This window comes from Streptomyces sp. NPDC036815, from assembly GCF_055609205.1.
On record NZ_JBVJPW010000007.1, the window covers coordinates 219,113 to 238,276 of the forward strand.

Here is a 19,164-nt window from a genome sequence, read left to right on the forward strand (position 1 = left end):
CGCCGCACCGCTCTTTCCTGGTCTCCACCCGTCCGAGGTCTGGCGCGGGTCACGCGGCTGTTCTACGTTCCTCCCGTCATCGCCTGATGAACGGGAGGACGACCCGGTGCGCGGAGCGAACCCACGATCCATCGTCATCTGGTCCCTCGTCGCGCTGGTCGGCGCCGCGGGCTGGACCGTCCTGGCCCTCGCCCGCGACGAGGAGGTGTCGGCCGCCTGGATGGTGGCCGCGGCCCTCGGCTCGTACGCCGTCGCGTACCGCTTCTACTCCAAGTTCATCGCGTACCGGGTCCTGAAGGTCGACGAGAAACGGGCCACCCCGGCCGAACGGCTCGACAACGGCATCGACTTCCACCCGACCGACCGCCGGGTCCTGCTCGGCCACCACTTCGCGGCGATCGCGGGCGCCGGGCCGCTGGTGGGCCCGGTCCTCGCCGCCCAGATGGGATACCTGCCCGGCACCATCTGGATCATCGTCGGCGTGATCCTCGCGGGCGCCGTGCAGGACATGGTCGTGCTGTTCTTCTCCACGCGGCGCGACGGCAAGTCGCTCGGGCAGATGGCGCGCGAGGAGATCGGCCCGTTCGGCGGGGCCGCCGCGCTGCTCGCCACCTTCGCCATCATGATCATCCTGCTCGGGGTGCTCGCCCTCGTCATCGTCAACGCGCTGGCCGACTCGCCGTGGGGCACCTTCTCCATCGCGATGACCATTCCGATCGCCCTCCTCATGGGCTTTTACCTGCGGGTGCTTCGCCCCGGCCGGGTCAGCGAGGTCTCCTTGATCGGCGTCGCGCTGCTGCTGCTCGCGCTCGTCGGCGGGCGCTGGATCGCCGAGTCCTCGCTCGCGGACACCTTCACCCTGGCGCCCTCGACGCTGGTGATCTGGCTGGTGGCGTACGGGTTCATCGCCTCGATCCTGCCGGTGTGGATGCTGCTCGCGCCGCGCGACTACCTCTCCACCTTCATGAAGATCGGCACCATCCTGCTGCTCGCGCTCGGCGTCGTGATCACCCTGCCGACGCTGAAGATGGACCCGGTGACCGACTTCGCCGCGCGCGGCGACGGCCCGGTCTTCGCGGGCTCGCTCTTCCCCTTCGTCTTCATCACCATCGCCTGCGGCGCCCTGTCCGGCTTCCACGCGCTGATCTCCTCGGGCACGACGCCGAAGATGATCCAGAAGGAGACGCAGGTCCGGATGATCGGCTACGGCTCCATGCTGATGGAGTCGTCCGTCGCGGTCATGGCGCTCGTCGCGGCCTCGGTCATCGACCCGGGCCTGTACTTCGCGATGAACGCGCCGGCCGGCGTCGTCGGCCAGACGGTCCAGGAGGCGTCGAAGGCCGTCGCGGGCTTCGGGTACTCCATCTCGCCGGCCGACCTGGCGCAGGCCGCCAAGGACGTCGAGGAGTCCTCGCTGCTCTCGCGGACCGGCGGCGCGCCCACGCTCGCGGTGGGCGTCTCGGAGATCTTCTCGAAGGTCACCGGCGGCTCGATGCGGGCCTTCTGGTATCACTTCGCGATCATGTTCGAGGCGCTGTTCATCCTGACCGCGCTCGACGCGGGCACGCGCGTGGGCCGCTTCATGCTCCAGGACATGCTCGGGAACGTCTACAAGCCCTTCAGGAACCTGAGCTGGAAGCCGGGGCTGCTCCTGACCAGCGCGGCGGTCACCGGGCTGTGGGGCTACTTCCTGTGGGTGGGCGTGCACGAGCCGCTCGGCGGGATCAACCAGCTCTTCCCGGTCTTCGGCATCGCCAACCAGCTCCTCGCCGCCGTCGCCCTCGCCGTCTGCACCACGCTGCTCGTGAAGTCCGGTCGCCTCAAGTGGGCCTGGATCACCGGGATTCCGCTCGCCTGGGACGCGACGGTGACGCTCACCGCGAGCTGGCAGAAGGTGTTCTCCAGCGATCCGCGCGTCGGCTTCTTCCAGCAGCGCGCGAAGTATCAGGACGCCATCGGCGAGGGCAAGGTCCTGCCGCCCGCCAAGTCGATGGACGACATGCACACCGTCGTCACCAACTCCACGGTGGACGGCGTCCTTTCGGCGGCGCTCGCACTGCTCATCGTCATCGTGATCCTGGACGCGGCGCGGGTGTGCCTCAAGCACCTGCGCGACCCCGGGGCCACCCGCCTGAAGGAAGCGCCGTACGTGGAGTCGAAGGTGACCGCGCCCGCCGGGCTCTTCGCGACCCGCGAGGAGAAGCGCGAGGCCCAGGAGGCCCTGGAACGGCAGCGCGCCACCACCGGCCCCGGGGCGTCCTCGTGACGGCGCCGCTGCTGCGCGGCCTGCGCTGGATCCGCTGGTACGTCAGGGAGTTGACCGACGAGTCGGCGTACGAACGGTACGTGGCTCATATCCGCAAGGACCATCCCGCCGCAACCGTCCCCAGTCGCCGCGCATTCGAACGCATGCGGACGGACCAGCAGGAGTCGGACCCCCGTCGGGGGTTCCGCTGCTGCTGAGCAGGGACATTCATCCGTCCGTTATCCGGACGGGGGTTCCATACCGCGAGACTGTGGCTTAGATTTCCCGCACGTTAAGCATGGGATAAGTGAGGGAACGGAGCCGCGCTATGTCAGATGCGCCTGAAGTGAACAGACCGGTCGTCACGCCGGTCCGCGTGGTCGTCGCCGTCTGCCTCGTCGCGCCCTTCGTGGCGATGCTGTGGGTGAGCTCCTACGCCAAGGTCGACCCGACACTGATCGGCATTCCGTTCTTCTACTGGTACCAGATGCTGTGGGTGCTCATCTCCACGGCGCTGACGATGATCGCGTACAAGCTGTGGCAGCGTGACCAGCGCGCCCGCAAGGCCGAGCAGGCCTCGGGGGGTGCCGGAAAGTGACCACACTCGCATCGGGGACGGGCGGCGTGAACGGCATCGCGCTGGCCGTCTTCATCTTCTTCTTCGTGGCCGTCACGGCGATGGGCTTCCTGGCCGCGCGCTGGCGCAAGGCCGAGACCGAGAGCCTGGACGAATGGGGCCTGGGCGGCCGGTCGTTCGGCACCTGGGTCACCTGGTTCCTGCTCGGCGGCGACCTCTACACGGCGTACACCTTCGTGGCCGTCCCCGCGGCGATCTACGCGGCGGGCGCGGCCGGCTTCTTCGCCGTGCCGTACACGATCCTCGTCTACCCGCTGATCTTCACCTTCCTGCCGCGCCTGTGGTCCGTCTCGCACAAGCACGGATACGTGACCACGTCCGACTTCGTGCGCGGGCGGTTCGGCTCCAAGGGGCTCTCGCTGGCCGTCGCGGTCACCGGCATCCTCGCCACGATGCCGTACATCGCGCTCCAACTGGTCGGCATCCAGGCCGTGCTGGACGTCATGGGGGTGGGCGGCGGACCCGACACCAACTGGTTCGTGAAGGACCTGCCGCTCCTCATCGCGTTCGCGGTGCTCGCCGCGTACACGTACTCGTCCGGTCTGCGCGCGCCCGCGCTGATCGCGTTCGTGAAGGACGGCCTGATCTACCTGGTCATCGCCGTCGCGATCATCTACATCCCGATCAAGCTCGGCGGGTTCGACGAGGTCTTCCGGGCGGCGAGCGACAAGTTCTCTGCGTCCAACGAGGCGGCGGGCAAACCCGTCGCGGGCCTCGCGCCGGGCGAGGCCGGGCAGTGGACGTACGCGACGCTCGCCCTCGGCTCCGCGCTCGCGCTGTTCATGTATCCGCACTCGATCACGGCGACGCTCTCCTCCAAGAGCCGCGACGTGATCCGCCGCAACACCACGATCCTGCCGCTCTACTCGCTGATGCTCGGCCTGCTCGCGCTGCTCGGGTTCATGGCGATCGCGGCCGGGGTGAAGGTGGAGAACGGCCAGCTGGCGATTCCGCAGCTGTTCGAGAACATGTTCCCCGACTGGTTCACGGGCGTCGCGTTCGCGGCGATCGGCATCGGCGCGCTCGTCCCGGCGGCGATCATGTCGATCGCGGCCGCGAACCTCTTCACCCGCAACATCTACAAGGACTTCCTCAAGCCGGACGCGACGCCGCAGCAGGAGATGAAGGTCTCCAAGCTGGTCTCGCTCCTGGTGAAGGTCGGCGCGCTCGCCTTCGTCCTCACCATGGACAAGACGGTCGCGATCAACTTCCAGCTCCTGGGCGGCATCTGGATCCTGCAGACGATGCCCGCGCTGGTCGGCGGCCTGTTCACCCGGTGGTTCCACCGCTGGGCGCTGCTCGCGGGCTGGGCGGTCGGCATGGCCTACGGCACGCTCGCCGCGTACGGCGTCGCCTCGCCGACCCAGAAGCACTTCGGCGGCTCGTCCGACGAGATCCCCGGCATCGGCGAGATCGGCTACATCGGCCTGACCGCGTTCGTCCTGAACGTGATCGTGACCGTGGTCCTCACCTTCGTCCTGAAGGCCCTGAACGCCCCCGACGGCGTCGACGAGACGTCCCCGGAGGACTACACGGCCGACGCGGGCGACCCCGGCGTCATAGAGGAACTGCCGAAGGCGACGGCGGGCGCCGGACACTGAGTCCCGCCCCCTGCGCACAGCGAAAAAGGGCCGCCGGAAAACCGGCGGCCCTTTGCCGTACCCGTATTGCACACTGCGCCGCATGGACATCACGATCAGGCGGGCACGGCCCGAGGAGTACGGGGCGCTGGGCGATCTCACCGCGCAGGCCTATCTCGACGACGGACACCTGGACTTCGGGGCGGAGGACCGCTATCTGCCCGTGCTGCGGGACGTGGCGGGGCGCGCGGCGCACGCCGAGATCCTGGTGGCCGCGGCGGACGACACGGACGGCGGGCTGCTCGGCGGCGTGACCTTCGTGCCGTCCTGCGGCCCCATGGCCGACATCGCGCGGGAGGGCGAGTCGGAGATCCGCATGCTGGCGGTCTCGCCCGCGGCGCGCGGCCGCGGTGTGGGCGAACTCCTGGTGCGCTCCTGCGTCCAGCGGTCCAGGGACGCGGGCCGCGACCGGCTCGTCCTGTCCTCCTCGCCCTCGATGCGCACCGCCCACCGGCTCTACGAACGCCTCGGCTTCGCACGCACCCCGGAGCGCGACTGGTCCCCGATTCCCGGCCTCCCGCTGCTCACCTACGCGTTGACACTTCAGGGGCCACCGGCCGGGCCCGCAGCGTGATCCGACACAAGATGTGGGCCTGCTTCAGTAGTGCGACACAAGATGTATGCTCGTGCTCGCTGTCGCCGCAGGGGAATCCGGTGCAAGTCCGGAACTGTCCCGCAACGGTAGACGTGTGCGCATTTGTCGTACGCGGAGTCCGAAGACCTGCCGGCAGTGCACCCGAGTCGTCCGGCCCGGGTGCCGACCGTCCGGGCCTCGTGGAATGGGCCGGTGGACGCGGTACGCCGCCCTGCCCGGGTGCGCCCGTGTGTGCCGCCCCCTCCCCCAGGCCCAGAGCCGAGCGAGGGAGAGCTCCACGTGACCATCGCGCCCGCCGAACCTGCGTCAGTGCCGGCATCGCGACCCAGTGACAGCGCCGAAAGCACTGAGGGTACCGACGCGCCGGGGACCGCGCTGCTGCGCACCCTGACCGACCTCACCGCCGACCTCCCCGACGCCGACCCTGGCCGGGTGGCGGCCGCCGCGCTGCGCGGCCGGTCGGCCAGGGCCGACGAGAGCGAGCTCCGCGAGCTCGCGACCGAGGCGGCGGCGGGGCTCATCTCCGAGGACCCGGCGTACTCCAAGCTCGCCGCCCGGCTGCTCTCCCTCTCCATCGCCGCCGAGGCCGCCTCACAGGGCGTGCGCTCCTTCACCGAGTCGATCGCGGTCGGCCACCGCGAGGGCCTGATCGCCGACCGCACCGCCGCGTTCGTGACCGCGCACGCGGCCCGGCTCGACGCGCTCGTGGAGAGCGCGCTCGCGGACGGCGCCGACTTCCGCTTCGGCTACTTCGGCCTGCGCACGCTGCACAGCCGCTACCTGCTGCGCCACCCGATCACCCGGCAGGTCATCGAGACGCCGCAGCACTTCATGCTGCGCGTCGCGAGCGGTCTCGCGGAGACCGACTGGGACACGGCGGCGGACAGCGGCCGCGCGGTCGGCGAAGTAGCCTCGCTGTACGGGCTGATGAGCCGCCTGGACTACCTGCCGTCCTCGCCGACGCTCTTCAACTCCGGCACCCGGCACCCGCAGATGTCCTCCTGCTACCTCCTCGACTCCCCGCTGGACGAGCTCGACTCGATCTACGACCGCTACCACCAGGTCGCGCGGCTCTCCAAGCACGCGGGCGGCATCGGCCTCTCGTACTCCCGCATCCGGTCGCGCGGTTCGCTGATCCGCGGCACGAACGGGCACTCCAACGGCATCGTGCCGTTCCTGAAGACCCTCGACGCCTCGGTCGCCGCGGTGAACCAGGGCGGGCGGCGCAAGGGCGCGGCCGCGGTCTACCTGGAGACCTGGCACTCCGACATCGAGGAGTTCCTGGAGCTGCGCGACAACACCGGTGAGGACGCGCGCCGCACGCACAACCTCAACCTCGCGCACTGGATCCCGGACGAGTTCATGCGCCGCGTCGCCGCCGACCGGGAGTGGTCGCTGTTCTCGCCGTCCGACGTGCCCGAGCTCGTCGACCTGTGGGGCGAGGAGTTCGACGCCGCCTACCGCGCGGCGGAGGCCGCGGGCCTGGCCAGGAAGACGATGCCGGCCCGCGACCTCTACGGCCGCATGATGCGCACCCTCGCGCAGACCGGCAACGGCTGGATGACCTTCAAGGACGCCGCCAACCGCACCGCGAACCAGACCGCGGAGCCCGGCCACACCGTGCACTCCTCCAACCTCTGCACGGAGATCCTGGAGGTGACGGACGACGGCGAGACGGCCGTCTGCAACCTCGGCTCGGTCAACCTCGGCGCGTTCGTGGAGGACGGCGACCTCGCGTGGGACCGCCTCGACGAGACCGTCCGTACCGCCGTCACCTTCCTCGACCGCGTCGTCGACATCAACTTCTACCCGACCGAGCAGGCGGGCCGCTCCAACGCCAGGTGGCGCCCGGTGGGCCTCGGCGCCATGGGGCTCCAGGACGTCTTCTTCCAGCTGAAGCTCCCCTTCGACTCCCCCGAGGCACGGGCGCTCTCCACCCGCATCGCCGAGCGCATCATGCTCGCCGCGTACGAGACGTCCGCGGACCTCGCCGAACGCAGCGGACCCCTCCCGGCCTGGGAGAAGACCCGCACCGCGCGCGGGGTCCTGCACCCCGACCACTACGACGTCGAGCTGGCGTGGCCGGAGCGCTGGGCGGCGCTGCGGGAGCGCATCGCCGTGACCGGGATGCGCAATTCGCTGCTGCTCGCCATCGCGCCGACCGCCACCATCGCGTCCATCGCGGGCGTCTACGAGTGCATCGAGCCGCAGGTCTCCAACCTCTTCAAGCGCGAGACGCTGTCCGGCGAGTTCCTCCAGGTCAACGCGTACCTGGTCCAGGAGCTGAAGCGGCTCGGGATGTGGGACGCGCAGACCCGTGAGGCGCTGCGCGAGGCCAGCGGCTCGGTGCAGGGGTTCGACTGGATCCCCGCGGAGGTGCGCGCGCTGTACCGCACGGCGTGGGAGCTCCCGCAGCGCGGCCTGATCGACATGGCCGCCGCGCGCACCCCCTTCCTCGACCAGGCGCAGTCGCTCAACCTCTTCCTGGAGACGCCGACCATTGGCAAGCTCTCCTCGATGTACGCGTACGCCTGGCAGCAGGGCCTGAAGACCACGTACTACCTGCGCTCGCGCCCCGCGACGCGCATCGCGCGCGCGGCCGGCGGCTCGAACGCGGCCGCCACCGCCCCCGTCCCCGCCCAGGCCACGGCCGAAGAAGCCGTCGCCTGCTCCCTGGAAAACCCCGAGTCCTGCGAGGCCTGCCAGTAATGAGCACCACCCACTCAGAGAAGAACCTGCTCGACCCTGGCTTCGAGCTGACCCTGCGCCCGATGCGCTACCCGGACTTCTACGAGCGCTACCGGGACGCGATCAAGAACACCTGGACCGTGGAGGAGGTCGACCTCCACTCCGACGTCGCCGACCTCGCCAAGCTCTCGCCCGGCGAGCAGCACATGATCGGCCGTCTGGTCGCGTTCTTCGCGACCGGCGACTCGATCGTCTCCAACAACCTCGTGCTCACCCTCTACAAGCACATCAACTCCCCCGAGGCGCGGCTGTACTTGAGCCGCCAGCTCTTCGAGGAGGCCGTGCACGTCCAGTTCTACCTGACGCTGCTCGACACCTATCTGCCCGACCCGGAGGACCGCGCGGCGGCCTTCGACGCGGTCGAGGAGATCCCCTCCATCCGCGAGAAGGCGGAGTTCTGCTTCCGCTGGATGGACTCGGTCGAGAAGCTGGACCGTCTGGAGAGCAAGGCCGACCGGCGCCGCTTCCTGCTGAACCTGATCTGCTTCGCCGCGTGCATCGAGGGCCTCTTCTTCTACGGCGCCTTCGCCTACGTCTACTGGTTCCGCTCGCGCGGTCTGCTGCACGGCCTGGCCACCGGCACCAACTGGGTGTTCCGCGACGAGACGATGCACATGAGCTTCGCCTTCGACGTGGTCGACACCGTCCGCAAGGAGGAGCCCGAGCTCTTCGACGACGCGCTGCGGCAGCAGGTCACGGACATGCTGAAGGAGGCCGTCGAGGCCGAGCTGCAGTTCGCGCGCGACCTGTGCGGCGAGGGCCTGCCCGGCATGAACACCGACTCGATGCGCGAGTACCTGCAGTGCGTCGCCGACCAGCGCCTGCAGCGCCTCGGCTTCGCGCCGGTCTACGGCTCGGAGAACCCCTTCTCCTTCATGGAGCTGCAGGGCGTGCAGGAGCTGACCAACTTCTTCGAGCGGCGGCCCTCCGCCTACCAGGTCGCGGTCGAGGGTTCGGTCTCCTTCGACGACGAGTTCTAGCCTCGGCGTCCGGCGCCCCCGGTGTGCCCGTCCCGTCCGATGTGACGGGGCGGGCACACGGGCGCGCTCAGCGCGGCCGGGCCCGCAGGACGAGCCGCTTGGGGTGCAGGGTGATGCCGACGCGGGTGCCGGTGTCGGTCTCCTCGACCCGCTCCAGACGCCACTTCGGGACCACCGTCCCCAGGATCAGGGTGAGTTCGGCCAGGCTGAAGTGGTCGCCGGGGCACTTTCGGTTGCCGACGCTGAACGGCATCATCGCGAAGTCCGGCACGTCGGACGCGCGTTCCGGATTCCAGCGGTCCGGGTCGAACTCCAGGTGCCGCTCGAAGGAACGCGGATCGCGCTGCATCGCGTAGACGCTGTAGACGATGTCCGCGTCGGCCGGAATCGAATAGCCGCCCAGCTCGGTTTCGGCCACGGACCGACGGGTGAATATCCAGGCGGCCGGCCGTATACGCATCGCCTCGGTGACGACATTGCGGGTGTGCGGCAGGTCTCCCAGATCGGCGAATGTGATCGCCCGATCCGGGGCCACGGAATTTACTTCTTCAACCAACCGCCTTTCCTGCTCGGGGTGTTCGGTGAGCAGATGGAACGTCCACGCCAGCGTCGACGCCACATTCTCCGCACCCGCCACGACGAGCGAAACCACGTTGTCGTGGATCTCCTGGTCGGCTATGGGCGCACCGGTTTCGTCCCTGGCCCGCAGCAATTCGGCGAGCAGGTCGTCGGGGCCGCCGGGGCCGGCCGCGCGGCGTTCCGCGACGATCTCGTCCACGAGCGCGTGCAGATCGGCGAGCGCCCGCTCGAACCGCCGGTTGGCCGGGGTCGGCACGCGGTAGAGCGGGCCGACCGAGAGCACCATCCGGCGGTAGAGCCCCTCGAAGACGGTGTGCAGCGAATCGGCGATGCGGTCCGCCTTCTCGCCGATCGAGTCGACCTCCAGGAGCGAGCGCGAGACGATGCGCACGGCGGTGCGGAACATCTCCGCGCTCACGTCGACCGTGGCGCCCGGCTGCCAGCGGGCCGCCGTGGCGCGCGCCTCCTCCTCCATCACCTCGGCGTAGCCGGCGATCCGCTCGGGCCGGAACGCGGGCTGCATCGTGCGCCGCTGGCGGCGGTGCACCTTGCCGTTGCTGGTCGCCACGCCCTTGCCGAGGAGCACCTCGAGGGTGTCCCAGAGCGGTCCGCCGACGATGTACTCGGGGCTCTTCAGAAGGGCGCCGACGAGTTCCGGGTCGCAGACCGCGTACGCCGTCCTCGGCCCCAGCCTGATCCGTACGAGATCCCCGTGGTCGCGCAGCGCGGCGAGGAAGCCGAGTGGGTCGCGCACCAGTTTCCAGGCGTGGCCGAGCAGCGGCACACCGCCCCGGACGAGGGGCGGGGTGCGCAGCGGGCCGGGGCCCGAGGTGGCCGGCGCGGGTATCGCGGATTCGACGCTCATTCTTCACCCACCAGTTCGTTTTCCGCCAGGACGTCTTCGGTCACGTACGGGGGCATGGACCTGTCGTCCCAGCTGTCCACCCGATAGCGACCGGATTCGTGATGGAACCAGTACACGGAAGAGAACCAGTTCCGCATATTGAAGACGCACGATTTCACCGCGTCCGAGAGAGCCCTTCCGCGTTCCGTTCCGTCCGCCAATTCATCGGCGAGCAGGAGGACTTCACGCTCGGCTTCCATGAATTCCCGGACGCACCCACTGACGCGTCTGTGGACTTCGCGCACCGCCTCTTCGAGCGTCATTCCCTCATGGTGGATGAGGCTGATACCGAGATTGTGCAGCTCGTCTCCCGCGAGCTCTTTCGGCAGGGAACACAGGTCGTTGTACCAGGCCGAGAAATCCTGGGTCGCCAGTGCCGCCCGCCGGTATGCGGGGTGTTTCCGCACGGCGCCCGGCAGTTCGCGCCGTGCGGTGGGTTCGAGGAGGTCGATCCACGCCCAGTGCGCGAACGTGAGGCGGCGCAGCTCGACGTACGCCTCGACCGTGGGCACCCTGCCGCAGGCCCGGTTCCTGAACTCCTGGTCGTACGCCTCGATCACCGGGTGGAAGTGCCGGGCGAACCTGGCGTTCCAGCTGGGGCCGAGGAAGGAGTACAGGCGCCGGACGCAGTCCGCGAACCCCGCGACCAACGGGTCCTTGTGGTGCAGGTACTGCCCGGGGTCGTTCAGGGTGGCGTGCAGGCCCCGGCACAGCCGCCGCCACTGTGCCGTCCTGCCGTGCACCGAGTCCCTGTCGTGCCGGTCGTCCCACGCGAAGAACCAGCTGCTGAGATCGGCTATCGCACTGAGCAACTCGTCGGGCGCGCCAATGTAGTAGCCGGCGACCAGATCGGTGTAGCAGAGGCTGTCCGCGTACCGTTCGACCTTGTCCGGTGGCATGAGGCGCATTTCGCGCAGCCACGTCCTGGACTTCTCCTGAAGCTTTGGCCAATACGGATGCAGACGGCGAGGGAAGGTGGCTTCGATCACCGGAACGGCCAGCGCCGGTGGGACGGTAACCACCGGTGTGCGTGGCTGTGTGTGTGCTGGTGTCGGTGAAGTGCTTCCGGAATATGCAGGCACGAACGTACCCCTTTCAGCCGCCTGAGGACACGCGCCCCTTCCGCCGTGCCGGGCGCGCGCCGTTGCGTATCCCCGCGCTTTCCATTCAGCACCACAACTGACCGTTCAGGGAACAGATTTGCGCCATTCACTACCCCCCAGTGCCGAGAACATCCCCGTACGTGACTGAATATGGATCACTGACAGCCTGTTTTGCTCGCACTGGCGAGCGGTTCATGCCAACGGCCCCTGGTCAGGGGCTAGTTCCCGACCAGGGGCCGCTCGTGTCACGCGGTGCCCACGCCTCTCAGGCGTCGCGCACGTCAGTCATTCGCCACCACGGGGTAGCGCGGAGTGCCCTCCGCCATCTGCCGCAGCGCGTCCTTGCGCTCCCGCTTGGAGAGGCGGTCGATGTACAGGTAGCCGTACAGGTGGTCCGTCTCGTGCTGCAGGCAGCGCGCGAAGTAGCCGGTGCCGCGCACCTTGACGGGGTTGCCCTTCTCGTCCTGCCCGGTCACCTCGGCGTAGTCCGGGCGGGCCAGCGGGGCGTACGCCGTCGGGACGGAGAGGCAGCCCTCGCCCGAGTCGTCGAGGCTGCGCCGGTCGGCGGGCAGCTCGGTCAGGACCGGGTTGCAGATCACACCGACGTGGCGCACGCCCTCGTCGTCCATGCAGTCGTAGACGAAGACCTTCAGGTCGACGCCGACCTGGTTGGCGGCCACGCCCACGCCCTGCGCGACGCGCTGTGTGGCGAACATGTCGTCGACCAGCTTCGCCAGCTCGTCGTCGAAGGCCGTGACGTCCTTGCACTCCTTGTGCAGCACCGGATTGCCGACGACCGTGATCGGCCGGGACGTGCCGCGCTCGCGGTAGGCCGTCTCACGCTCCTCACAGTCCTCGGTGTCGATGACGAAGCCCTCGTCGTCGACGGGGAGGACCCCGCCGCCGCCGATGGCCTGCTGCTCAGTGTCCTGCGCCATGTCCGCCGTACGCCTTCCGTGTAACCCTCAGGAGTTTGTGCCGGTACAGCCTACGGCGAAGTGTCAGCAGACCTCTTCGAGATCCCGCCAGTCACGGGAGTCCGGGCTGTCCGCCACCCAGCCGTCCAGGAGCCCGCGCACCAGGGCGGCGGGCGCCGCGAGACCGCACTCGCGCTCCGGCACCCAGAGGGCGCCCGGGCTGCGGTGGCCGAGCGGGCCCGGATGGCCGGGCTCACTGTGGTCGTGCGGGTCGAGGTGCTCCCCGTCGCCCTCGTCGCTCGGCATCCGGGACTCGGAGCACATCCGGCAGAGCAGCCGCACGGAGGACGACCAGTCCTCGGCGGCGAACCCGGCGTCGGCCGCGAGCCGCTCCAGGGCGTCCCTGTCCTCCTCGGTGGCCGCCTCCAGGAGCACGACCCAGGTCGGCACGGGTGAGGGCGCCCACAGCTCGATCTCGTCGAAGACCGGGTACGAGTGCCCGTCCGCCGTCGTCCGCTCGCCGTGCGGGACGCCGTCGTGCAGCACGACCTCGCCCCAGCGGCGCCCGGAGGAGGGCAGCGGAATGGACAGGACCTCCATGCGGGCCGGGTCGAGCCGGCGGCCCCAGACGACCTCGGCCTCGCCCTCCGGGGAGAGCCGCACGGCCGCGCTGCCGAGCTCCATGCCCGTCGGCTCGCCGGAGGCGGCCACACCGCCGGGCACCCGCAGGCCGTACGCCTGCCAGGCGCGGCGGGCCAGGGGCCAGTCCTGCAGGGCGGTCGCCGCGATGCCGACGTTCCACCAGTCGGGGGCGCCCGCGGACCGGTCCAGGAGCGCCACGGCACGCAGCCCCGCGGCCCGTGCCTGCTCCCAGTCGTGCCGGAACTTGTGCAGCAGGGCGAGGTTGAACCAGGACTCGGACAGCCAGGGTTCGAGATCCGCCGCGCGCGTGAGCAGTGCCCCCGCGTCCTCGTACCGGCCGTCGCCGATCAGCGTGAACGCGCGGTCGGTCGCCTGCCGCCATGAGGCGGAGGGCCGGTGCCGTCCCTTGCCGAAGATCCTCACGATTCCCGCCTGTTTCCGCCTGCCACGTTATCCGTAGGTCTCGTCTCGATCGGGCGCAGCCGCGGGTCGGTACCCCCGCGCACCCTCTTCTTCGCATCCAACCACGTACGGTCGGACGGCCGCTCATTACCCATGGGTTACCCAGCTGGACCCGAGGTAAGGCCCGCCGTTCTCCCACCACCGCTCTCACCCGGGACCCTAAGGGCCGCCCCGCCTGTCCCTGGACAGCACCCTGGCCAGCGACTCCACGACCTCCGGCTGGTAGTCGTGGCCGGTGGCGAGGCGCAGCCTCTCCAGGGCCTGGAGGGGCCCGTCGAGCGCCCCCGAGGGTCCTTCTCCCCGCGCCATCTCGTCGTACGCGTTCGCGGTCCGCACAATTCGCGCGGTGAGCGGCTGTTCGCGGTACGGATCGGCCTGGCGCTCCACGACGACGGCGACGGCGGCGTCCACCCCGGTCTGCCGTACGACGGCGCCGCCGAGCAGGGCTATTCGGCGCTGTTCCGCCGCGGGCAGCGCGGCGGTGGCGCCCGCGGGGACCGGGTCGACGAGGGAGAGCTGGCCGATGTCGTGCATCAGGGCGGCGTGCTCCAGGACGGTGAGGTCCGACGCCGAGAGTCCCAGGTCCCGGCCCACGGCCCGGCTCAGCCCCGCCACGCGGTGGGCGTGGCCCTGCGGGGTGTACCCGGCGATCTCGGTGGCCCTGGCCAGCGAGGCCATGGTCTGCCGGTAGGTCGCCCGCACGGCCGCGTACCGCCGGAAGGACAGCTGGGTGAGGAGCAGCGGCAGGCTGAAGACGGGCAGCGCCCACAGGCCCGCCACGGCCACCGAGAGCGCCATGACGGCGCCCGTCGCGCACACGGCGGAGCCGATGCCGAGCGTCGCCCGCAGCTCCTCGCGCAGCAGCGGTCCGAACGGCCACCTCGTGCGGGCGCGCGCGGTCACGGCGGCGAGGACGGCGTCGCAGAGCGCGGTGAGGACCAGCAGGGCGACGATGACGAGCGCGAAGTAGGGCCCGTGCCCGAACCAGCCCCCCAACTTGCCCGAGTTGTAGAGGGGTTGGAAGCAGGCGGCCGCGAAGCCGACGGTCAGCACCCGGCGCGCGATGTGGTCGGGCGTGCCCCCGCGGCCGAGCGCCACGTGCGGCACCGCGCCCACCAGGGCCGCCGCGACGACCACGGCGATCACCTGGAGCACCCCGTGGTGCGTGGCCCGCCCGGAGTTCTCGCCGAGCAGGGCGTACGCGAGTGCCCCGGCGGCGCCGAGCGGCGCGGACTCCCGGCCCTGCCCGCTCCCCCACCGGGCCAGCTCACCGAGCGCGATCAGCATCCCGAAGGCGAGCGCGATCCGGCCCTCGGTGATGCCGTACCAGAGGGTCCAGGCGAGGGCCGCGAGGGCCACGAGGGCGGCCAGGCAGACGACGGTCGGGGGCAGGCGCGCCGGGGCCTTCACCGGGCCGCCGAGCGGGAGACCGCGGGGGCGGCGTCGGCACCGGCGTCGGTACCGGCTCCCGCATGGGCATCGGCATCGGCATCGGCATCGGCATCGGCAGGCACGTTTCCGCCCTGGCCGGGCACGTCGGCCGTGACCTCGGGGTGCCAGCCGTGCCGCTCCAGGGCGCGCGCGAGGGCGCCGACCATCTCGGGGTCGAACTGCGCTCCGGCACACCGCGAGAGCTCCGCCACGGCCGTTTCGACGGGCCGGGCCCGCCGGTAGGACCGGGTGGAGGTCATGGCGTCGAAGGCGTCGGCCACCGCGACGACCCGCGCGCACTGGGGAATCTGCGGCCCGGTGAGCCCGTACGGGTACCCGCTGCCGTCGATGCGCTCGTGGTGGTGCAGGATCGCCGCCCGCGCCTCGCCGAGGAAGCCGATGCCGCGCACCATCTCGTGGCCGTACTCGGGGTGCAGCTCGATGACGCGCCGCTCGTCCGGGGTCAGCGGCCCGTCCTTCCTCAACAGCCGTGTGGGGACGCCGAGTTTGCCGACGTCGTGCAGGATTCCGGCGAACCGCAGGACCTCGACGCGCTCGTCGTCCATGCCCAGTTCGCGCGCGATCATCACGGAGGCGCGGCCGACCCGCTCGCTGTGCCCGCGGGTGTACCTGTCCTTGATGTCGACGGCCTGCACGAGGGCCCGGATCGTGGCCTGGTGGGCGGCCCGCTCGCGGTGGTACTGCGCGAAGACCCAGCAGGAGACGCCCATCGGGAGCAGCACGAGGAGGGCGGCGGGCGGGCCGTACGGGCTGGCCCAGAGCACGGCCATCATCAGCCCGGCGAGGCCGTGCACGGTGACGGGCGCGAGCGAGCGCAGGAAGAGGCCACGCCAGGCGGTGCGTGCGGGCAGGCGCTCGGCGGTCACGAGGATGCCGCCGTCCAGCACGGTGAGCACCCCGGAGAAGGCGAGCACGGCGGCTCCGGCGGGCGCGAGGACGTACGGGAAGTCGGGCGCGGCACCGGCCGCGGGGCCGCCCAGCGCGCCGTACACCCACGCCGCCGCCCAGGCCGCCAGGGCGAGTTGGGCGGCGCGCCAGAGGCGGCGCACCCGTCGGGGGGGCCGGTCGACGCGGGCGAGCAGGGCGCCCGGCACGGCCACGAGGGCCGCGGCGGACGGCGGCAGCAGGAACACCCCGGCGAGCAGTACGGGGAAGAACGTGCCGAGGCCGCGCGGGACGCGGCGCCCGACGAAGTGGCAGCGGGAGAGCTGCTCGCAGCCGGCGAAGAGCACGGCGAGCAGCAGGACGGCGGGCCACGAGGGGTGCGTGCCGGGCGCGGGCGCGGCACAGCAGCCGCCGGCCAGGGCGACGCACAGGATGTAGACGCGGGCCCGCGCCGGCACCGACCGCATGGAGCTCTCCTCCCCGTTCCCGGTCCGGAGACTAGAACGGCGCTCCCCCGGCCAGCACCCGGCCGCCGTTAATTAGCACGTTCGAGTGACGGGAGGGGGGGAGGGGAAAAGAAAGCAGAGCAGGTTCGCGGCGTCGCGATCCTGCTCTGTCTCCTTACGGGGTACGGGGGTTCAGGCCTCCGAGGCCGTCACGTCGGGCGTGACGTCGTGCGCCACGTCCTGGTCGGGCACGGCCTGTCCGGAGCGGATGAGGTCGATGCGTCCCATGACCTTGGCCCGCAGGTCGACGGGGACGTCGTCCGAGCCGCAGCAGCGCTTCACCAGCTTCTTGACCGCCTGCTCCAGGCCGTACTTCTCCAGGCACGGAGAGCACTCCTCGAAGTGCGTCTCGAACTTGTTGCAGTCGCTGTCCGGCATCTCGTGGTCCAGGAACTCGTAGAGATGGTCCAGGACCTCACTGCAGTCAGTCTCGTGCGGCTCTCCGCAGCTCATGAGCCCGAGCCTTTCGTTCCGTTCGACTCCCCGGCACCCGCCGGGACGAGCCCGCGCTCGCGGGCGTAGTCCTCCAGCATGCCGCGCAGTTGGCGACGGCCCCGGTGCAGTCGTGACATCACCGTACCGATGGGTGTCCCCATAATGTCCGCGATCTCCTTGTAGGCAAAGCCCTCTACATCGGCCAGATAGACGGCGATGCGGAATTCCTCGGGGATCGCCTGCAGCGCCCGCTTCACGTCCGAGTCGGGCAGGTGGTCGAGCGCCTGCGACTCGGCGGAGCGCAGACCGGTGGACATGTGCGACTCCGCACGCGCCAGCTGCCAGTCCTCGATCTCCTCGGCGGCGCTGCGCTGGGGCTCGCGCTGCTTCTTGCGGTACGAGTTGATGAAGGTGTTCGTGAGGATGCGGTAGAGCCACGCCTTGAGGTTGGTGCCCTCGCGGAACTGGTGGAACGACGCGTACGCCTTCGCGTAGGTCTCCTGCACCAGGTCCTCCGCGTCCGCCGGGTTGCGCGTCATGCGCAGCGCCGCCGAGTACATCTGGTCGAGGAACGTCAGGGCGTCCCGCTCGAAGCGGGCCGAGCGCTCCGCGGCCGTCTCGGACTTCTCGGCGTGCTCTCGGGGCTGCTCCGCCTGACCGTGCTCGGTCCCTGCGTCGGTCCCAGTGACCGGACCCACCTCCTCCAACGACGTGGTGGGGCCGAATGCAGCCCCACTCGAATCGGAGGATAGACGACGATCCGTACCGCGCGCCGCCCGAATAGTTGCGTTTTTGGGTGCGCTCAGCACCGTCCACTCCAGGTCAGAGGCGCTGGAGCGGTTCGGGCAGATGGTCGAACCCATGCGGCGGACTCCCTCTCGTACGAGCAGCTACCGACGGCGTTCACCGTCTGTCCGCCACAACAGAGGTCAGCCGCTCAGCATTCCCGTCCAACGCGTCACGGCGTCCGTGACGCGCTTCACTGCCTCGTCCTGACCGATGTCCGCGCTCTTGGGCACGGCGAAGCCGTGGTCCCCGTACGGGATCTCCACGAGCTCGTACGCCCCTTCGGGGAATTCGGCGGGCCTGCCGAAGAGGTCGTTGCCGCCCTGGACGACGAGGGTCGGCACGCCCGCGCCGAGCAGTTCGTCGGCGCGGGACTTCTCGGGCCTGCCCGGGGGGTGCAGCGGAAAGCTGAGGGCGAGAACGGCCGCGGCGCCCAGCTCGGTGGCGGTGCGGCAGGCGACGCGGGCGCCCGCGCTGCGGCCGCCGGAGATCACCGGGAGACCCTTCTTCTCCAGCAGCGGCCAGATGCCGCGCCACCCGACGTCGAGCGTCTTCGGCGCGGGGGCCACCTTCTTGCCCGCGACGCGCCAGGGCTGCTCGACGAGGGCGACGCTCACGCCGTGCGCGGGCAGGACGGCCGCGATGGCCTGCAGGTCACGGGCCTCGATGCCGCCGCCGGCGCCGTGACTGACGGCCAGCAGCAGGCGGGCGCTCTTGCGGGGGGCCGGGTGCCAGGTGATCCGGGCCGCACCCGCGTCGGTCTCGACGATCTCGCTCTTGGTCACGTGAGCAGGGTGTCAGAAGAGCGTGCCTTCTTCGGGACCGTCGAGTTCCTTCAGCAGCTCCGGGCCGTTGTTGCGGACGTTGCTGACGGCGGTGGACACCGGATAGGCCCGCATCAGGCCGTGCGGGGGCGGCTCCAGGAGGGTGCGCAGCTCCTCGACGTCCGTGCGGGACGGGTCGAGCCAGGCGTCCCAGCGGTCGGGCGTCAGCATCAGGGGCATGCGCGGGTGGATGTCCGCGAGCGCGCGGGGGCCCTCGTCGGGGGCGACCGCGAGGGGCGCGGTCTCCGCCTCAGTGGTGATCACCGTGCACGTCACCCACCAGGCCAGGGGGTGCTCGTCGGGCAGGGTCTTGTCCCGCCAGAACTCGTAGAGCCCCGCCATGGCGAAGACCGAGCCGTCGGCGGGCGTCACGAAGTAGGGCTGCTTGCGCGGCCGCTTCTTCTTGCCCTCGACCTCCAGCTGCCGCTCCTCGGGCGCGGTCACCCACTCGTAATAGCCGTCGGCGGGTATGACGCAGCGGCGGGAGGTGAAGGCGCGGCGGTAGGACGGCTTCTCGTGCACGGTCTCGGCGCGGGCGTTGATCATCCGCGCGCCGCCCTCGGGCGTCTTGGACCAGGAGGGGACGAGGCCCCACTTCAGTGTGCGGAGCTGGCGAACCGGACGCGGGTCGTCGGCGTCTTTCAGGGGACGGTCGAGGATCGCGTAGACCTCCTTCGTGGGCGCCACGTTGAAGTCGGGAGCCAGCGCCTCCTCGGGCTCCCACTTCTCGATCTCGAAGATCGGAGCGAGATCCTCGGGCCTACGACTGGATGCATACCGTCCGCACATACGTGCCAGACTGCCAGACCGCGCACGACCTGAGG

17 protein-coding genes and 1 riboswitch are annotated in these 19,164 nt (G+C 70.4%); of the genes, 7 read left to right on the forward strand and 10 right to left on the reverse strand.

Annotation, left to right across the window (positions count from 1 at the left end; genetic code table 11):
- Window positions 1–106 precede the first annotated feature (106 nt).
- The 7 genes from ACZ69I_RS17365 (at window position 107) to ACZ69I_RS17395 (ending at window position 8,845) form a co-directional block, all read left to right on the forward strand.
- Window positions 107–2,266, forward strand: coding sequence for a carbon starvation CstA family protein (locus ACZ69I_RS17365; RefSeq protein ID WP_470833015.1), 2,160 nt, complete (start codon window positions 107–109; stop codon window positions 2,264–2,266).
- Window positions 2,263–2,463, forward strand: a complete 201-nt coding sequence (locus ACZ69I_RS17370; RefSeq protein ID WP_467671144.1) for a YbdD/YjiX family protein — start codon at window positions 2,263–2,265, stop codon at window positions 2,461–2,463. Before ACZ69I_RS17365 ends, ACZ69I_RS17370 begins: the two co-directional genes overlap by 4 nt.
- Window positions 2,464–2,573: 110 nt before the next feature.
- Complete coding sequence (locus ACZ69I_RS17375) at window positions 2,574–2,843, forward strand: DUF3311 domain-containing protein (protein ID WP_470833017.1); 270 nt, start codon at window positions 2,574–2,576, stop codon at window positions 2,841–2,843.
- Window positions 2,844–2,923: 80 nt separating this feature from the next.
- Window positions 2,924–4,483, forward strand: a complete 1,560-nt coding sequence (gene mctP, locus ACZ69I_RS17380) for a monocarboxylate uptake permease MctP (RefSeq protein WP_470833154.1) — start codon at window positions 2,924–2,926, stop codon at window positions 4,481–4,483.
- An 82-nt stretch (window positions 4,484–4,565) separates the two neighbouring features.
- Entirely contained in the window at window positions 4,566–5,096 is a 531-nt protein-coding gene (locus ACZ69I_RS17385) for a GNAT family N-acetyltransferase (protein ID WP_470833018.1), read from the forward strand.
- Window positions 5,097–5,142: 46 nt separating this feature from the next.
- A riboswitch (cobalamin riboswitch) is annotated at window positions 5,143–5,265 on the forward strand.
- Window positions 5,266–5,396: 131 nt separating this feature from the next.
- Complete coding sequence (locus ACZ69I_RS17390; RefSeq protein ID WP_470833020.1) at window positions 5,397–7,826, forward strand: ribonucleoside-diphosphate reductase subunit alpha; 2,430 nt, start codon at window positions 5,397–5,399, stop codon at window positions 7,824–7,826.
- Entirely contained in the window at window positions 7,826–8,845 is a 1,020-nt protein-coding gene (locus ACZ69I_RS17395; RefSeq protein WP_467671136.1) for a ribonucleotide-diphosphate reductase subunit beta, read from the forward strand. Before ACZ69I_RS17390 ends, ACZ69I_RS17395 begins: the two co-directional genes overlap by 1 nt.
- Window positions 8,846–8,912: 67 nt before the next feature.
- Here ACZ69I_RS17395 and ACZ69I_RS17400 read toward each other — a convergent pair whose 3' ends face one another.
- From ACZ69I_RS17400 to ACZ69I_RS17445, 10 genes are all read right to left on the reverse strand, one after another.
- Complete coding sequence (locus ACZ69I_RS17400) at window positions 8,913–10,289, reverse strand: bifunctional albaflavenone monooxygenase/terpene synthase (RefSeq protein WP_470833022.1); 1,377 nt, start codon at window positions 10,287–10,289, stop codon at window positions 8,913–8,915.
- On the reverse strand, window positions 10,286–11,410 hold the full coding sequence (gene cyc1, locus ACZ69I_RS17405) for an epi-isozizaene synthase (protein WP_470833023.1): 1,125 nt from the start codon (window positions 11,408–11,410) through the stop codon (window positions 10,286–10,288). Before cyc1 ends, ACZ69I_RS17400 begins: the two co-directional genes overlap by 4 nt.
- Window positions 11,411–11,712: 302 nt before the next feature.
- Window positions 11,713–12,369, reverse strand: coding sequence for a peptide deformylase (gene def, locus ACZ69I_RS17410; RefSeq protein ID WP_467671130.1), 657 nt, complete (start codon window positions 12,367–12,369; stop codon window positions 11,713–11,715).
- Window positions 12,370–12,432: 63 nt separating this feature from the next.
- Window positions 12,433–13,413, reverse strand: coding sequence for a tetratricopeptide repeat protein (locus ACZ69I_RS17415; protein WP_389715245.1), 981 nt, complete (start codon window positions 13,411–13,413; stop codon window positions 12,433–12,435).
- A 198-nt stretch (window positions 13,414–13,611) separates the two neighbouring features.
- Window positions 13,612–14,862 (reverse strand): HD-GYP domain-containing protein, encoded by a 1,251-nt coding sequence (locus ACZ69I_RS17420; RefSeq protein ID WP_470833025.1) that lies wholly within the window; start codon window positions 14,860–14,862, stop codon window positions 13,612–13,614.
- Window positions 14,859–16,256 carry an HD-GYP domain-containing protein gene (locus ACZ69I_RS17425; protein ID WP_470833026.1) on the reverse strand — a complete coding sequence of 466 codons (1,398 nt, stop codon included), beginning with the start codon at window positions 16,254–16,256 and terminating at the stop codon, window positions 14,859–14,861. Before ACZ69I_RS17425 ends, ACZ69I_RS17420 begins: the two co-directional genes overlap by 4 nt.
- A gap of 171 nt (window positions 16,257–16,427) precedes the next feature.
- On the reverse strand, window positions 16,428–16,748 hold the full coding sequence (rsrA, locus tag ACZ69I_RS17430; protein ID WP_467671123.1) for a mycothiol system anti-sigma-R factor: 321 nt from the start codon (window positions 16,746–16,748) through the stop codon (window positions 16,428–16,430).
- The gene (locus ACZ69I_RS17435; protein ID WP_467671121.1) at window positions 16,745–17,428 is read right to left on the reverse strand and encodes a sigma-70 family RNA polymerase sigma factor; all 684 of its coding nucleotides are present in this window, start codon (window positions 17,426–17,428) and stop codon (window positions 16,745–16,747) included. The genes rsrA and ACZ69I_RS17435 overlap by 4 nt, the downstream gene beginning before the upstream one ends.
- A gap of 231 nt (window positions 17,429–17,659) precedes the next feature.
- Window positions 17,660–18,301: an alpha/beta hydrolase family protein gene (locus ACZ69I_RS17440; RefSeq protein WP_470833028.1), complete on the reverse strand. Its 642-nt coding sequence runs from the start codon at window positions 18,299–18,301 to the stop codon at window positions 17,660–17,662.
- A 12-nt stretch (window positions 18,302–18,313) separates the two neighbouring features.
- Window positions 18,314–19,129 carry an SOS response-associated peptidase gene (locus ACZ69I_RS17445; protein WP_470833029.1) on the reverse strand — a complete coding sequence of 272 codons (816 nt, stop codon included), beginning with the start codon at window positions 19,127–19,129 and terminating at the stop codon, window positions 18,314–18,316.
- Window positions 19,130–19,164 lie beyond the last annotated feature (35 nt).

Coding starts and splice junctions, on each gene's coding strand:
- ACZ69I_RS17375 (WP_470833017.1), top strand. CDS start 2,574: ATGTCAGATGCGCCTGAAGTGAACAGACCGGTCGTCACGCCGGTCCGC.
- mctP (WP_470833154.1), top strand. CDS start 2,924: ATGGGCTTCCTGGCCGCGCGCTGGCGCAAGGCCGAGACCGAGAGCCTG.
- ACZ69I_RS17385 (WP_470833018.1), top strand. CDS start 4,566: ATGGACATCACGATCAGGCGGGCACGGCCCGAGGAGTACGGGGCGCTG.
- ACZ69I_RS17395 (WP_467671136.1), top strand. CDS start 7,826: ATGAGCACCACCCACTCAGAGAAGAACCTGCTCGACCCTGGCTTCGAG.
- ACZ69I_RS17400 (WP_470833022.1), bottom strand. CDS start 10,289: ATGAGCGTCGAATCCGCGATACCCGCGCCGGCCACCTCGGGCCCCGGC.
- def (WP_467671130.1), bottom strand. CDS start 12,369: ATGGCGCAGGACACTGAGCAGCAGGCCATCGGCGGCGGCGGGGTCCTC.
- ACZ69I_RS17425 (WP_470833026.1), bottom strand. CDS start 16,256: ATGCGGTCGGTGCCGGCGCGGGCCCGCGTCTACATCCTGTGCGTCGCC.
- rsrA (WP_467671123.1), bottom strand. CDS start 16,748: ATGAGCTGCGGAGAGCCGCACGAGACTGACTGCAGTGAGGTCCTGGAC.
- ACZ69I_RS17445 (WP_470833029.1), bottom strand. CDS start 19,129: ATGTGCGGACGGTATGCATCCAGTCGTAGGCCCGAGGATCTCGCTCCG.